General features: G+C 45.5%; 13 protein-coding genes. 7 read left to right on the top strand and 6 right to left on the bottom strand.

Translation table 11 applies throughout. The features are described 5' to 3' along the window. Both moaE and KIH43_RS01550 read left to right on the top strand, forming a co-directional pair. Positions 1 to 453, top strand: a complete 453-nt coding sequence (gene moaE, locus KIH43_RS01555) for a molybdopterin synthase catalytic subunit MoaE (protein WP_297716978.1) — start codon at positions 1 to 3, stop codon at positions 451 to 453. A 38-nt stretch (positions 454 to 491) separates the two neighbouring features. Continuing rightward, positions 492 to 2,153 carry a carboxylesterase family protein gene (locus KIH43_RS01550; RefSeq protein WP_297716975.1) on the top strand — a complete coding sequence of 554 codons (1,662 nt, stop codon included), beginning with the start codon at positions 492 to 494 and terminating at the stop codon, positions 2,151 to 2,153. Here the strand turns inward: KIH43_RS01550 and KIH43_RS01545 are convergent. Further along, positions 2,137 to 2,385 carry a GIY-YIG nuclease family protein gene (locus KIH43_RS01545; protein ID WP_296969551.1) on the bottom strand — a complete coding sequence of 83 codons (249 nt, stop codon included), beginning with the start codon at positions 2,383 to 2,385 and terminating at the stop codon, positions 2,137 to 2,139. The two genes, KIH43_RS01550 and KIH43_RS01545, sit on opposite strands and share 17 nt — an antisense overlap. Positions 2,386 to 2,488: 103 nt before the next feature. On the opposite strand from KIH43_RS01545, the gene clpB reads away from it, so the two are divergent. The 4 genes from clpB (at position 2,489) to KIH43_RS01525 (ending at position 8,480) form a co-directional block, all read left to right on the top strand. Continuing rightward, complete coding sequence (gene clpB / locus KIH43_RS01540; protein WP_296969548.1) at positions 2,489 to 5,092, top strand: ATP-dependent chaperone ClpB; 2,604 nt, start codon at positions 2,489 to 2,491, stop codon at positions 5,090 to 5,092. Between the two features lie 39 nt (positions 5,093 to 5,131). Then, positions 5,132 to 6,370 (top strand): MFS transporter, encoded by a 1,239-nt coding sequence (locus KIH43_RS01535; protein ID WP_297716972.1) that lies wholly within the window; start codon positions 5,132 to 5,134, stop codon positions 6,368 to 6,370. A 267-nt stretch (positions 6,371 to 6,637) separates the two neighbouring features. Continuing rightward, positions 6,638 to 7,936 (top strand): isocitrate lyase, encoded by a 1,299-nt coding sequence (gene aceA, locus KIH43_RS01530; RefSeq protein WP_296969544.1) that lies wholly within the window; start codon positions 6,638 to 6,640, stop codon positions 7,934 to 7,936. 103 nt (positions 7,937 to 8,039) lie between these two features. Continuing rightward, complete coding sequence (locus KIH43_RS01525; RefSeq protein ID WP_297716969.1) at positions 8,040 to 8,480, top strand: HIT family protein; 441 nt, start codon at positions 8,040 to 8,042, stop codon at positions 8,478 to 8,480. Here the strand turns inward: KIH43_RS01525 and KIH43_RS01520 are convergent. The 5 genes from KIH43_RS01520 to KIH43_RS01500 form a co-directional block, all read right to left on the bottom strand. Further along, on the bottom strand, positions 8,477 to 8,902 hold the full coding sequence (locus tag KIH43_RS01520; protein ID WP_296969605.1) for a DUF1841 family protein: 426 nt from the start codon (positions 8,900 to 8,902) through the stop codon (positions 8,477 to 8,479). The two genes, KIH43_RS01525 and KIH43_RS01520, sit on opposite strands and share 4 nt — an antisense overlap. Further along, on the bottom strand, positions 8,895 to 9,551 hold the full coding sequence (gene nth / locus KIH43_RS01515) for an endonuclease III (RefSeq protein WP_297717010.1): 657 nt from the start codon (positions 9,549 to 9,551) through the stop codon (positions 8,895 to 8,897). The genes KIH43_RS01520 and nth overlap by 8 nt, the downstream gene beginning before the upstream one ends. Continuing rightward, entirely contained in the window at positions 9,551 to 10,243 is a 693-nt protein-coding gene (rsxB, locus tag KIH43_RS01510) for an electron transport complex subunit RsxB (RefSeq protein WP_297716966.1), read from the bottom strand. The genes nth and rsxB overlap by 1 nt, the downstream gene beginning before the upstream one ends. A gap of 67 nt (positions 10,244 to 10,310) precedes the next feature. Then, complete coding sequence (phaZ, locus tag KIH43_RS01505; RefSeq protein ID WP_297716963.1) at positions 10,311 to 11,570, bottom strand: polyhydroxyalkanoate depolymerase; 1,260 nt, start codon at positions 11,568 to 11,570, stop codon at positions 10,311 to 10,313. A gap of 38 nt (positions 11,571 to 11,608) precedes the next feature. Further along, positions 11,609 to 12,808: an amino acid aminotransferase gene (locus KIH43_RS01500; protein WP_297716961.1), complete on the bottom strand. Its 1,200-nt coding sequence runs from the start codon at positions 12,806 to 12,808 to the stop codon at positions 11,609 to 11,611. A 169-nt stretch (positions 12,809 to 12,977) separates the two neighbouring features. On the opposite strand from KIH43_RS01500, the gene uvrB reads away from it, so the two are divergent. Then, a partial coding sequence (gene uvrB / locus KIH43_RS01495) for an excinuclease ABC subunit UvrB (protein ID WP_297716958.1) occupies positions 12,978 to 14,989 on the top strand: 2,012 nt, incomplete at its 3' end.

Here is a 14,989-nt window from a genome sequence, read left to right as displayed (position 1 = left end):
ATGCCTATCAGAATTCAAGAAAAAGATTTTGACATCAGTGCAGAGATTGCTGCGTTACGCAAAGGTGATGCAAGGGTGGGTGCTGTGGCTTCATTCTTAGGGACCGTGCGTGATATGAATGACGGCAGTCAAGTGCAGGAAATGGTTCTAGAGCATTACCCTGGCATGACTGAAAAAGCATTAGAAGAAATTGCTTCACAAGCAAAAGCGCGTTGGGATATATACGACACCTTAGTGATTCATCGTATCGGACCTCTCTTGCCCGAGGATCAAATTGTATTAGTTGTCGTGACTAGCGCTCATAGGGGTGAGGCATTTGCCGCTTGTGAGTTCATCATGGATTACCTCAAAACTGCAGCCCCGTTTTGGAAGAAAGAAAATACAGCAGAAGGGGCGCGTTGGGTTGATGCTCGTGTATCTGATGATATTGCGCTCGAGCGTTGGAAAAAGTAATCAGCATTTTTATCATTGTTTTATTTGACTTTATCAGAATGAAAAAAATACTTGCACTCTTGCTGGGTTTTACTGCTCTTCATGTATTGGCCAATGTGGATCGCCCAAACGCCCAGGTTGATACAGGGCTTTTGCAGGGGGCTGTTGAGCACAATATGCAAGTGTTTAAAGGTATTCCCTATGCAGCGCCACCTGTTGGAGAGTTGCGCTGGCGTCCACCTCAACCTGCTAAACCTTGGGTGGGGACACGTGATGCAAGTCAATTTGGCCCTTCATGTCCACAGCCTTATGTGAAAAATTTAAGCACGGGTTTGAATTTACCTGGCGATGAAAATTGTCTACATCTCAATGTGTTTGCGCCACTGAAATCATCTCAGAATTTGCCAGTCATGGTCTGGATTCATGGAGGTGGTATGTTGGTTGACGGTGCAAGGGACGCACAGTTCACGCCAATCAATTTGACTAAAAATGGCGTCATCGTTGTCACTTTTGATTACCGCCTAGGATCCCTTGGTTTTTTTGCTACCAAAGAGTTGATTGAAGAGGCGAAAAATAATGGCGAGCCAGTCGGCAACTATGGCACGATGGATCAAATCGCCGTTCTTAAATGGGTAAAGAAGAATATTGCTGCATTTGGCGGAGATCCCAATAACGTCACTATTTTTGGCGAGTCTGCTGGCGGTCGAAGTGTGACTTGGTTGATGGTCTCTGATGCGGCTCGAGGGTTGTTTCATAGGGCGATTGCGGAAAGCGCCCAACAAAGTCCTTTGCGGGGCTTAACGCAAAAGCATTTGGGTATGACGCCGCAGATTGAGATTGATGCTAAATACATGAATGCTCTTGGAGTAAAGTCGCTTAAAGAGCTGCGCAGCTTACCTGCAAATAAATTGGTTCTTACTGGAGCAGACTTTGAAAAGGGCGAGTTTGGTGGACCCTTTGTGGATGGTCAAATTATTCCTGGCGATCCCGTGCCGTTATTTGCTGCGGGCAAGCAAGCCAAAGTGCCATTTATGATTGGTACTAATTCTTGGGATTCCAGTTTTTTGGTTCCCAGCCAGCCACCCATTGAAGCGCTTGCCAAAAAGTTGCATGAAAGTCCAAAAAAAATTCAAGCACTTTATTCAAGGGTGCAAGATAAATGCATTGAATCATCAGATATTTTGGGTGATCTACTTTATCGTGGTAGCACTAAGTTATTAGCCGACAGCATGAATGGAGTTGCCCCAGGATATGCCTATTACTTTGATTACCTGACGAAAAATATTCGACCAGCATACCCGGGCGTTCCTCATACATTTGAGATTAGCTATGTATTCGGTAGCTATGGGTTGATGCCACAAGCTCCAAACAAACCTGAATCAGGCGCCGATCGTTGTGCTCTGATTGAAAAGGCAACCGCTGATTTAAAGCAAAAAAGTGTGTGGTCAAAATATTGGTATCCCATTACCAATAAGAATGATCCAAAAGATATCGCCATGTCTGAAAGAATGTCAGCTAGTTGGGCTGCTTTTGCCAAGACAGGTAACCCCAATGTTCCAGGTCAAGCAAATTGGCCAACCTACAGCCTGAAATCAGATGTGATGCGCTATTTTTCTGATGATCAAGAAACCATCACTGGGTTACTGAAAGAGCGCGTCTCTTATCAAATTCTGCACTTGCGAGAGATGTTTGCACTTGAGCGCCTCAAAGACGCGTTTTAAAGAAATCTAATTTTTCCTGCCTAGGAAGGCTCTTTAGCCTCATTTCTGCTTTAGAGGCCTCAGATCGATTTGGGTGTTCTTGAGTGGCCAGCAGCACGACTGGTCTGCGAGATCTTGTATACCGCGCACCTAAGCCTGAATTATGTGCCGCCAGACGATGCTCCAGTCGATTGGTGATGCCCGCATAGTAGCTGCCATCGGAACACTCTAGAAGGTAGACAAGCCAGCTCAAAATAGTCCAAATAAGGGTTAAAAAAGGCTATTTAAGCCTTGAAATTGATGATATTGCCCTTATATTCTATAGATAGAAATACAGAAATAAATGAGGCATAACAATGAGAATAGATAAATTAACGACGAAATTTCAACAGGCTTTAAGTGAAGCCCAAAGTATTGCTTTAGCAAAAGATAACCAATATATCGAGCCGGCCCACGTTTTGTTGGCCATGTTACGCGACTCCGATGGAGGCGCTAAGAGTTTGCTCACCCGTGCAGGTGTTAACGTTCCTGGTCTTGAAAAAGGTGTCGAAAAAATCATTTCGAACTTACCAGAGGTGCAAGGCACCAGCGGAGAAGTGCAGGTCGGGCGTGATCTAAGTAATTGGTTGAACTTGTGTGAAAAAGAAGCCAATAAACGCAATGATCAATTTATTGCTGGCGAACTCTTTTTGTTGGTCGTGGCTGATGATAAGGGTGAGCTTGGAAAAGTAGCACGAGAAAATGGATTAAATCGTAAATCATTAGAAGCGGCCATTGATTTGGTTCGCGGAGGAGAGTCAGTGAATAGTGCAGATGCTGAAGGTCAGCGCGAGGCCTTAAAAAAATATACCGTCGACTTAACCGAGCGGGCGCGTATGGGCAAGCTCGATCCTGTCATTGGTCGCGATGATGAAATTCGTCGCACCATTCAGATCTTGCAGCGTCGTGGCAAAAATAATCCAGTGCTCATTGGTGAGCCGGGCGTGGGCAAAACCGCGATTGTGGAGGGTTTAGCGCAACGCATAGTGAACGGAGAAGTCCCTGAGACCCTTAAAGATAAAAGGGTGTTGGTATTGGATATGGCACTGTTGTTAGCTGGCGCTAAATACCGTGGTGAGTTTGAAGAGCGGCTCAAAGCTGTTCTGAGTGATGTTGCTAAGGATGAGGGCCAAACCATCATCTTTATTGACGAGATTCATACGATGGTTGGCGCTGGTAAGAGCGATGGTGCGATGGATGCTGGCAATATGCTCAAGCCTGCTTTGGCTCGTGGTGAATTACATTGCATCGGCGCAACTACATTGGATGAGTATCGCAAATACATTGAGAAAGATCCTGCGCTTGAGCGACGCTTCCAAAAAGTGATGGTTGAAGAGCCCAGTGTTGAAGCAACGATTGCGATTTTGCGTGGTTTGCAAGAGCGTTATGAGCTTCACCATGGAATTGAAATCACTGATCCTGCCATTGTTGCTGCCGCTGAGTTGTCACATCGCTACATCACCGATCGTTTCTTGCCAGATAAGGCAATTGATTTGATTGATGAGGCAGGTTCACGTATTCGCATGGAGATTGATTCCAAACCAGAGGTGATGGATAAGTTAGATCGCCGTTTAATTCAGCTCAAAATTGAGCGTGAAGCCGTGAAAAAAGAGAAGGACGAGGCCTCTCAGAAACGCTTGGGTTTGATTGAAGACGAGATCAAGCGTTTAAGTGCTGAGTATGCTGATCTAGAGGAAATTTGGAAGGCCGAAAAGGGCGCTGTCTTGGGTGCTGCACAGCTGAAAGAAGAGATTGAAAAAGTTCGTGCAGAAATTGCTAAATTGCAGCGTGAGGGTAAGCTCGAAAAAGTAGCTGAATTGCAATATGGCAAGTTGCCTGAATTAGAAGCTAAGCTAAAGTCTGCAGCCGCGGCGGAAGCTAAGGGCGATAAAGACGGTGTTGTAAAGAATAAGCTTTTACGTACCCAAGTAGGCGCTGAAGAAATTGCAGAGGTAGTTTCTCGCGCGACTGGCATCCCAGTATCCAAGATGATGCAGGGTGAACGTGACAAACTTTTAAAGATGGAAGAGTTGCTGCACAAGCGTGTTGTTGGACAGGATGAAGCAATTCGTGCGGTATCTGATGCGATTCGTCGTTCACGTGCGGGTTTGGCAGAAGAGAATCGTCCTTATGGCTCTTTCCTCTTTCTTGGACCTACCGGTGTTGGTAAGACTGAACTCTGTAAAGCATTGGCTGGCTTCTTGTTTGATAGTGAAGACCACTTAATCCGTATTGATATGAGTGAGTTTATGGAGAAGCACAGCGTTGCGCGCTTGATTGGCGCCCCTCCAGGCTATGTTGGCTATGAGGAAGGTGGTTACCTCACTGAACAAGTGCGTCGTCACCCATATAGCGTCATTTTGTTTGATGAAATTGAAAAAGCGCATCCAGATGTCTTTAATGTGCTCTTGCAAGTATTGGATGATGGTCGTTTGACGGATGGTCAAGGTCGCACTGTTGATTTTAAGAACACAGTGATCGTGATGACTAGCAATATTGGCTCACATCTCATTCAGTCAATGGCAGATAAGAAGCAGTCCGAAATTAAAGAAGCCGTGTTTGAGGAGTTAAAGAACCATTTCCGTCCTGAGTTCTTAAATCGTATTGATGAAATCGTAGTGTTCCATGGATTGGGCAAAGATAATATCGCTAATATTGCGAAGATCTTGCTTAAAAATCTCTCCGAGCGCTTGGCTAGAGTCGATATGCAATTGGAAGTCAGTGATGCTGCTCTGAGTAAATTGGCAGAGGTGGGTTTTGATCCGATCTTTGGAGCAAGACCACTGAAACGGGCAATCCAGCAGCATATTGAAAACCCAGTTTCCAAGATGATTTTGGAAGGCAAGTTTGGACCCAAGGATGTGGTGCCAGTAGATGTGGACAAAAAAGGCGACTTTAGCTTTACGCGTCAGGTTCACTAAGCTTTTGCAGGAATGATCCTGCACCTGTAAACTCGGTACATGACTGTTGCGCTTAGTGGGCGTGCCAGTGATGTCCGGGTTATTGGTCTCATTAGCCTAGCGCACGGCAGCTCCCATTTTTTTCATTTAGTGCTTCCCCCCATGTTTCCATGGTTGAAGGATGCGTTCGCTTTGAGTTATGCCGAACTTGGCATACTCATGTCGATCTTCTTTGTCGTATCTTGTGTTGTACAAGCCGCTTCGGGATTTTTGGTAGATCGAATTGGTGCAAGGCCAGTGTTATTTACAGGCATCGGCTTGCTTGTACTTGCGGCACTGATTTATTCACAAAGTAATGGCTACGGAATGTTGATTATCGGAGCTGTAATTGCGGGATGCGGTAACGGTATTTTTCATCCAGTAGATTACACCCTCATTAACCATAAAGTTTCACCACCGAACTTGCCCTATGCATATTCGATGCATGGCGTTACTGGTTACTTGGGTTGGGCAGCAGCCCCTGCATTTATGGTGGGCATCGCACAACTATCTGATTGGCGCATTGCCTTCTTAGCTGCTGCCATATTGGAGGCCATCATCCTTGTAGTCTTATGGATGAATAGGGGTCAATTATTAGATAACGTTAAAGAACGTCATGAGCATAGCCGCTCGCACGCTGAACATTCGGGCCTGTTGCCTGAAAGCGCCTTTGCTTTCTTGAAGTTACCAGCGGTATGGCTTTGCTGGGCTTTCTTTTTCTTTAGTATGGCTTCCACTTCTAGTTTGCAATCGTTTGCCCCCAGTGCACTCTTTAATATCTATCAAGTGCCATTAACGTTAGGAAGTTATTACATCACCTTGCTTGCCTTAGGTAGTGCAGGAGGTGTTTTGTTTGGGGGCTTTCTTGCTGCTAAATTACAGGCGCCAGAAAAAATTGTTTCATCTTGCCTCTCCATCACCGTAATCATGTGTTTGGCTTTAGCAACAGGCTTTGTTTCGCCCGGTCTGATTCCTATTATTTTCTTTATGCTTGGATTTGGTTATGGAGTAGTTGCTCCATCACGCGATCTATTGGTAAAGAGGGCAACCCCTCAAGGAGTTGCTGGACGCGTCTATGGCATTGTGTATTCCGGTATTGATTTGGGTGCAGCGGTGGGCCCATTCATCTTTGGCATGTTTATGGATGCTGGACTACCCAAGGCGCTATTCATAGGCATTGTGTTATTCCAACTACTCATCATTCCTACAGTTTTTACCGTTTCAGCAAAGAGTGCTCCCAAGGCCAACGCGGCATCGTAAGATTTCATAATACGAAACGGTATTACACTGCGTAAAATTCAATGCTGCTTAGGAGATGCCGTTTCATTTCGTTGCTTGAATAGCCATTTCATATTATAAAAAAGTATTTCTAAGTAACTGAATTTATTCAGTTAAATTTTTTTCTATAAATTGTTTATTTCTCTTGCTGAGTTTAAATAAGTCTCTAAACTCTTATATAAGACATAAGACTTAAAACATCTTAAAAGTCACATATTTGAAGTACTTGTTTAACTTAGGGAGAAAAACATGGCAGATCGCAAAGCTGAAATTGCAGCAATTCAAAAAGACTGGGATACCAATCCACGCTGGAAGGGTATTAAACGTGGCTATACCGCTGAGGACGTAGTACGTCTTCGTGGCTCATTAAAGATTGAGCACACATTGGCTAAGCATGGCGCAGAAAAATTGTGGGACCTCGTGAATAACGAAGCTTATGTGAACTGTTTAGGTGCTCTCACCGGCGGTCAAGCAATGCAACAGGTGAAGGCTGGCATTCAAGCAATCTATCTGTCTGGTTGGCAAGTTGCTGCTGACGGTAACTCTTATGCAGCGATGTATCCAGATCAATCTTTGTACCCAGTAGATTCTGTTCCTAAGATGGTTGAGCGTATTAATAACTCATTCCAACGTGCAGATGAGATTCAAACTGAAAAAGGTATTAATCCTGGCGATGCAGGTTATATCGACTACTACGCACCTATCGTAGCTGACGCTGAAGCAGGTTTCGGTGGTGTATTGAATGCATTTGAATTAGCTAAAGCGCTCATTAAGCAAGGCGCGGCTGGCGTTCACTTTGAAGACCAATTGTCTTCTGTGAAAAAATGCGGTCACTTGGGTGGTAAGGTATTGTTGCCAACAACAGAATCCGTACAGAAATTGATCGCAGCTCGTTTGGCTGCTGACGTGATGGGTGTTCCAACCATTATTTTGGCTCGTACCGATGCTGAAGCAGCGGACTTGTTGACATCTGACTATGATGAAAACGATAAGCCATTCTTGACTGGTGAGCGCACTGCAGAAGGTTTTTACAAGACTCGCAAAGGCTTGGATCAAGCAATCTCACGTGGCTTAGCATATGCTGAATACGCTGATATGGTTTGGTGTGAAACTGGTACGCCTGACTTAGATTTTGCACGTCAATTTGCTGAAGCTATTCGTGCGAAGTTCCCAGGAAAGATGTTGGCATACAACTGCTCACCATCATTTAACTGGAAGAAGAACTTGGATGATGCAACCATTGCGAAATTCCAACGTGAGTTGGGTGCTATGGGCTACAAGTATCAGTTCATTACTCTCGCTGGTATTCACTCAATGTGGTACAACATGTACGACTTGGCGCAAGATTACTCCAAGCGCGGCATGACTGCTTATGTTGAGAAAGTACAAGAGCCAGAATTTGCTGCACGTGATCGTGGTTACACATTCGTTTCACACCAGCAAGAGGTTGGTACTGGTTACTTCGATGATGTAACAACTGTGATTCAAGGCGGTAAGTCTTCTGTTACCGCATTGACCGGTTCTACTGAAGAAGAGCAGTTCCATTAAGAATCCCTAAGTAGTTTGTAGTAGCAGTAACAACATTACTGCCACGGCATCTAAATTACCCCATAAGGGTGACTTAGATGCCGTTTTCGTTTACATTCCTCATATGTCTAATTGCCCACTTTGTACGCAAGCACACAAGCCTGAAGAGGGCGAACTCATTTGGCGAGGTGACGACTGCCGGATTATTTTGGTAAATGACCCCAATCTCCCAGGTTTTTGCAGGGTGATATGGAATCGACATGTGCCCGAAATGTCAGATCTCACTTATGGCGAGCGTGAGCACATTATGTCTTTGGTGTTTGCTGTTGAAGAGGTGATTCGTGATGTCATGCAACCCGATAAGGTCAACCTTGCCGCGTTGGGGAATATGGTGCCCCATATTCACTGGCATGTGATTCCTAGATTCAAGGATGACGCCTACTTTCCGGGATCAGTTTGGTCCACCAAAACTCAAGAGACTTCAAAAGCAAATGTAGAGCAGCGAATTGCATTAGCTGCAAAATTACCAGCAGCGATTCGCCACGAGATATCGCAAATGTATTAAATCAGGCGCTTGAGGGCCTCAAGGTAATTTTCGGGGTTTAATGGTTTGCCTTCACGTTGCGCTTCCCACATGACTTGCCCTAAGCATTCCATCATGCTGTGTTGTGCCTCATGCATGGAACCTAATTTTTGTGACAATTTCTCCGCTATTGCTTTGATGCCAGGAGGCTGATCTATCGAGATTTGCTCGCTAATCGATAAATGCATCGATAAATGCAAGAAGGGGTTGGTTTCGCCGCGTTCAGGCGTGTAATCCTGGCTGATAGCGCCTTCAGGGTCAGCCAATAGACTGTGATATTCCGGATGTTGCTCCATCCAGTCTCCAGCAATCGTTTCCATGGGATCCAAAATATGCCCATCAGTTTTCTTTTTCCAGGTATCGCAAAAGAAACGACGGACCTCTTCACGGGTTGGATTAAATATTGCCACGAACTTTTCCTTTGCCAGTCTTTTGTTTAAAGCCACAAAGTGGCTCAACGATACATTGCACACATTCTGGATTGCGTGCCTTGCAAGTGTAGCGCCCATGCAAAATTAACCAATGATGAGCATCCAATAAATATTCCTTAGGTACGCGTTTGAGTAGCTGTTTCTCCACTTCAAGAACATCTTTACCCGGAGCTAAACCAGTGCGATTAGCGACGCGAAATATATGAGTGTCAACGGCAATGGTAGGTTGTCCAAAAGCAGTATTGAGAATGACATTCGCAGTCTTTCTGCCAACCCCTGGTAAGGCTTCTAGTTCCTCGCGGGTTTGAGGAACTTGTCCGCCATGTTTTTCCAGTAAAAGACGACAGGTTTCTTGAATATGCTTGCCTTTGGAGTTAAATAATCCAATGTGCTGGATATAAGGGCGCACACCTTCTTCCCCCAGATTTAAAAGGGCTTGAGGGGTGTTGGCGACTTTGAAAAGTTTTCTGGTGCCCTTGTTGACCGAAACGTCAGTGGCTTGTGCTGATAGCAGCACGGCAATCAAAAGCTCAAATGGGGAACTATATTCCAGTTCAGTTGTTGGCTTTGGGTTGTTGGCTTTGAGTTGCTGAAAAAAGGCAACGCGTTTATCTGGCCCCATCATGACTTTTGTTGTGCTCTAGCAATCGCGGCAGCAATGATGGCGCGCTTTCGTTCCTTTTCTTTTTCTTCTTCAGCACTATTAGGTTGCTCAGCATTCACGGCTGCAAGTTTGTCTGCGGCCTTTTTTGCTAAGCGCTCGTCATTATCACGTTGTTCACGATCAAGACGTTGTTCGCGATCATGATACCGTTGACGGGATATATCGGCTAGCTCTTGAGACCAAGCGTCCCAGCCAGTTTTGTTTTCGGTGATATTAATCATACTGATGCAATCAACCGGGCACGGCGGAATACAAAGGTCGCAACCTGTGCACCAGTCCGTGAGTACCACATGCATTTGCTTGGAGGCACCAACAATTGCATCGACAGGACATGCTTGTATGCAGAGCGTGCATCCAATACATTTCAAAGGATCAATAAATGCTACTGGTCTAGGTCTCTCTACACCGCATTCTGGGTTGATAGTTGGGTGCAGATCAAATGCATCTTGAGGATAGATGGGGGTCAGAACATGGCTTAATCTTTTGATGCCTTCAACACCACCCGGTGGGCATCGGTTTGGCAATGCTTCGCCGCTGGCTAAAGCTTCTGCATAGCCTCGGCAATCTGGATAGCCGCACTTAGTGCATTGGGTTTGAGGCAGTAAATCCTCTAGGCGATCAGCGAGCTCATTCACCTTTTTTGTGGTCATGGCTCTAGAGATCTAGTAAAGCGGGGGCTCAATTGCCCCCTGTGTTGTGTCTGATGAGAGATTCGAATTACGAATGTCTCTTGGTTGCTTGGTGTTCACGTATAAAGGCTTTGATTTTAGGATATACCTTATCGCGCCAACGGCGTCCTGAGAAGATGCCGTAGTGACCAGCACCTGCCACTTCGTAATGGTCCTTACGCTCTTTTGGAATGCCGGCACATAAACCATGTGCAGAACGTGTTTGGCCGCTACCAGAGATATCGTCCAGCTCGCCCTCAACAGTCAGCAGAGCAGTATTTTTAATGTCTTGTGGTTTTACCAACTCGCCTGCCACTTCCCAGGTGCCATTTGGCAACGCATATTCTTGGAATACCGTTTTGATGGTGTCTAAGTAAAACTTCGCATCCAAATCTAATACAGCGTTGTATTCATCATAGAAACGAATATGTGCTTCTGCATCTTCTTCGTCACCACGAACCAGATTTGCAAAATAATCCCAGTGTGATTGCAAATGATTCTGCGGATTCATTGCAATGAATCCGGTGTGTTGCAGGAAGCCGGGATAGACGCGACGTCCAGCACCAGGATAGGTTGGCGGGACTTTGTAGATGACATGGCTCTCAAACCAATCATGCGATTTTTGTTCTGCCAAATTATTAACGGCAGTAGGCGATTTGCGTGCATCAATTGGGCCGCCCATCATGATCATGGAGGCGGGAGTAGCTTCACCAGCAGAAGCCATCAGCGATATGGCGCCTAATGTAGGAACGGTTGGTTGGCAAACAGAAATCACATGTAGATCTTCTGCGCCAATAAATCGAATAAATTCCTGAACATAATGAACGTAGTCATCTAGACCAAACTCGCCCTCGCTCATAGGAACATTGCGAGCATCAATCCAATCCGTGATGTAAACCTTGTGATCTTGCAAGAGAGTGCGAACTGTATCGCGCAATAGGGTGGAGTGATGGCCAGATAAAGGAGCCACAATTAAAACAGAGGGATCTTCTTTGAGTTTCTTGATGGTTTCTACATCATCAGAGAAACGTTTAAAGCGAATTAATTTACAGAATGGCTTGGTAACTTTGGTGATCTCATGAATGGCTACTTCGTGGCCATGGGCCATTACGGAGCGAATGCCAAACTCGGGCTTTTTATAGTTTTTGCCAAGGCGATAAAGAAGTTCATAGCTAGCAGCTAAACGCTCAGATCCTGGAACCTTGGATGCTGGATTAGAGGCATTAACAAAAGCCTCGGAGGCAGCGCGCGCCCATGAGCTGATGGGCTGTAATAAGGCTTTTTGGAACTCGTGTAACTGATAAAGCATGGTACCTCCTGTAAATCGATATAACCGCTAATTAGTTTTTAAGCCAAAACGCGGGCGATTGCTTTAGCTACTTTATCAATATTTTTAGTATTGAGTGCAGCCACGCAGATACGTCCAGTGGAGAGGGCGTAAATACCGTCCTCTTTCTGAAGGCGCTCAACTTGCTCAGCAGTCAAGCCTGAGTAAGAAAACATACCACGCTGCTTTTCGATAAAAGCAAAATCTTGCTTTGCTCCAGCAGCAGCTAATTTTTCTACTAAACCATGGCGCATCGCTTTAATGCGCTCACGCATTTCGGCGAGTTCATCTTCCCAAAGTTGGCGTAACTCAGGTGAATTTAAAACTGCAGCTGCAATTGCAGCGCCATGCGTTGGTGGGTTGGAGTAATTGGTGCGAATCACGCGCTTAAGTTGTGAGAGTACGCGTGTAGATTCATCTTTGCTTTGAGTCACGATAGACAATGCGCCAACACGTTCACCATAGAGTGAGAATGATTTGGAGAAAGAGCTCGATACAAAGAATGACATGCCAGACTCTGCAAAGAGGCGCACAGCAATACCATCTTGCTCAATGCCGGCTGCAAAGCCCTGGTAGGCCATATCCAAAAAGGGAATCAAGCCCTTGTTTTTGCAGATTTCTATCACTTGGCGCCATTGGGCTTCGGTGATGTCTGCGCCTGTTGGGTTGTGACAGCATGCATGCAATAGCACGGTTGTATTTTTTGGGAATGACTCTAAAGATTTCACCATGCCATCGAAATCAACGCCGCGAGTTTTCCCATCAAAGTAGGTGTACTCGACTACGTCAAAACCGGCAGATTCAAAAATACCGCGATGGTTTTCCCAGGTTGGATTGCTGATAGCACACGGTGCATTTAAATTGAGGCGCTTAATAAAGTCGGCACCGACACGTAATGCACCTGTGCCACCAAGACACTCTGCGGTCACTACGCGACCATCTTTAATGAGTTCAGAATCTGCTCCGAACAATAGATTTTGTACTGCACTGTTATATGGGTTTGGACCTTCAATGGGGATGTAGCTACGAGGGGAGTGCTTAGCAACGATGGCTTCTTCCGCTTTAATCACTGCTTTTAAGAGAGGGACCTTACCCTCATCTGTGTAATACACACCCACACCTAAATTCACTTTATCAGGACGCTGATCGGCGACATAGGCTTCTGTGAGGCCAAAAATAGGATCTTTCGGGGCTAGCTGAACTGAGGAAAACAGGGTCATTTGATCTAAAGGGTGATGGTTAAGGGTGAATTATGGGTATTTTGGCTATCTACTGACGTTAAATTGAGCTTAATTGTCTGTTTTTGAGGTCAGAATCAACTATTTCTTAATAAAAACGGCAAAATCAATGTTTGTACAAAATTCGCTGTGAAGAAAACTCACAGATGAAATGATAGCCGAGATGCCCCCAAAGTTGCCCAAAAACGGAACAAAACCACCAGTCGAGGAAGCGCAGAAAATCGCTGTTGCCGACCCCTTGGGTGAGGCCGGCCATGATCTTGACCCTGCCAAGTTTGTAAGCTTTCCAGGGTCCCCATACCAGTTGTACCAGCCCTTTCCTCCAGCGGGAGACCAACCAGCCGCTATTGACGGCTTGGTAGAAGGGATTGAGGATGGATTGACGTTCCAGACCCTTCTTGGGGTCACGGGGTCAGGAAAGACTTTTACGATGGCTAATGTCATCGCTAGGACGGGGCGCCCGGCCATCGTATTTGCCCCAAATAAGACCCTAGCGGCTCAACTTTATAGTGAATTTAGGGAGTTTTTTCCTAAAAACGCTGTCGAGTACTTTGTGAGTTACTACGACTATTACCAGCCTGAGGCTTATGTTCCGCAGCGTGATCTTTTTATCGAAAAAGATTCATCCATTAATGAGCATATCGAGCAGATGCGTTTATCTGCCACAAAAAGTTTATTAGAGCGTCGTGATGTCATTATTGTTGCCACAGTGTCAGCAATTTATGGCATTGGTAATCCGGGTGACTATCACAGCATGGTGATGACATTGCGTCCTGGCGACAAAATGAGTCAGCGTGACATTTTGACTAGACTCATTGCTATGCAGTATGAGCGTAATGAAATGGATTTCAAGCGAGGTGTGTTTCGTGTGCGCGGTGACACGATTGATATTTTCCCTGCTGAACATAATGAATTGGCGGTGCGAGTGGAGCTCTTTGATGATGAAGTAGAGAGCTTGCAGTTTTTTGATCCATTGACGGGAAAAATTCGACAAAAGATTCCACGCTTTACGGTCTATCCAAGTTCTCACTATGTCACACCGCGTGAGACGGTATTGAAAGCAATTGAAACGATCAAAGAAGAATTGCGTATTCGTCTTGATGAGTTTGTTAAAGAGGGTAAATTGGTTGAGGCGCAGCGTCTTGAGCAGCGTACGCGCTTTGACCTAGAGATGCTTAACGAGTTAGGCTTTTGTAAGGGAATTGAGAACTACTCACGCCACCTATCTGGGGCCGCTCCAGGCGAGGCTCCACCCACCCTGGTTGATTACTTGCCAAATGATGCCTTGATGTTCTTAGATGAAAGTCATGTGTTAATTGGGCAACTAAATGCCATGTACAACGGGGATAAATCACGCAAACACACTTTAGTGGAATTTGGCTTTCGCTTGCCTTCGGCGATGGATAACCGTCCACTGAAATTTACTGAGTTCGAAACCAAAATGCGTCAAACCATCTTTGTTTCGGCAACGCCTGCAGAGTATGAGAGCACTCATCAAGGTCAGGTAGTTGAACAAGTTGCTAGACCCACTGGATTGGTTGATCCTGAAATTGAAGTATTGCCTGCAAGCACTCAAGTGGATGATTTACTCAGTCAAATACATGAGCGCGTCAAAGTGGGGGAGCGCGTTTTGGTCACTGTGCTGACCAAACGCATGGCAGAGCAGCTCACTGATTTTCTTTCTGATAACGGTGTGAAGGTGCGCTATGTGCACTCGGACATTGATACTGTTGAGCGAGTGGAAATACTGCGTGACTTGCGTTTAGGGGTCTTTGATGTTTTGGTAGGTATTAATTTGCTGCGTGAAGGTCTAGATATCCCAGAAGTCTCTTTGGTTGCGATTTTGGATGCTGATAAAGAGGGCTTTTTACGTTCCGAGCGATCCTTGATTCAGACCATAGGTCGAGCCGCTCGAAATGTTCGTGGCAAAGCCATTTTGTATGCCGATAAGGTGACTGATTCTATGCGCAGGGCGATGGGCGAAACAGAAAGACGGCGCACCAAGCAGATTTCCTTCAACCAGCTTCACGGAATTGAGCCCAAAGGGGTTCAAAAACGCATTAAAGACATTATTGATGGCGTATATGACGTGAAAGAGAAGCGTCAAGAAATGCAGGTTGAGCAAGAGCGGGCGCGCTATGAAGATATGAGCGAGAAAGATTT

This window comes from Polynucleobacter sp., from assembly GCF_018500155.2.
In the GTDB taxonomy this organism is placed as follows: domain Bacteria; phylum Pseudomonadota; class Gammaproteobacteria; order Burkholderiales; family Burkholderiaceae; genus Polynucleobacter.
This window is presented reverse-complemented; position numbering and strand designations above follow the sequence as displayed.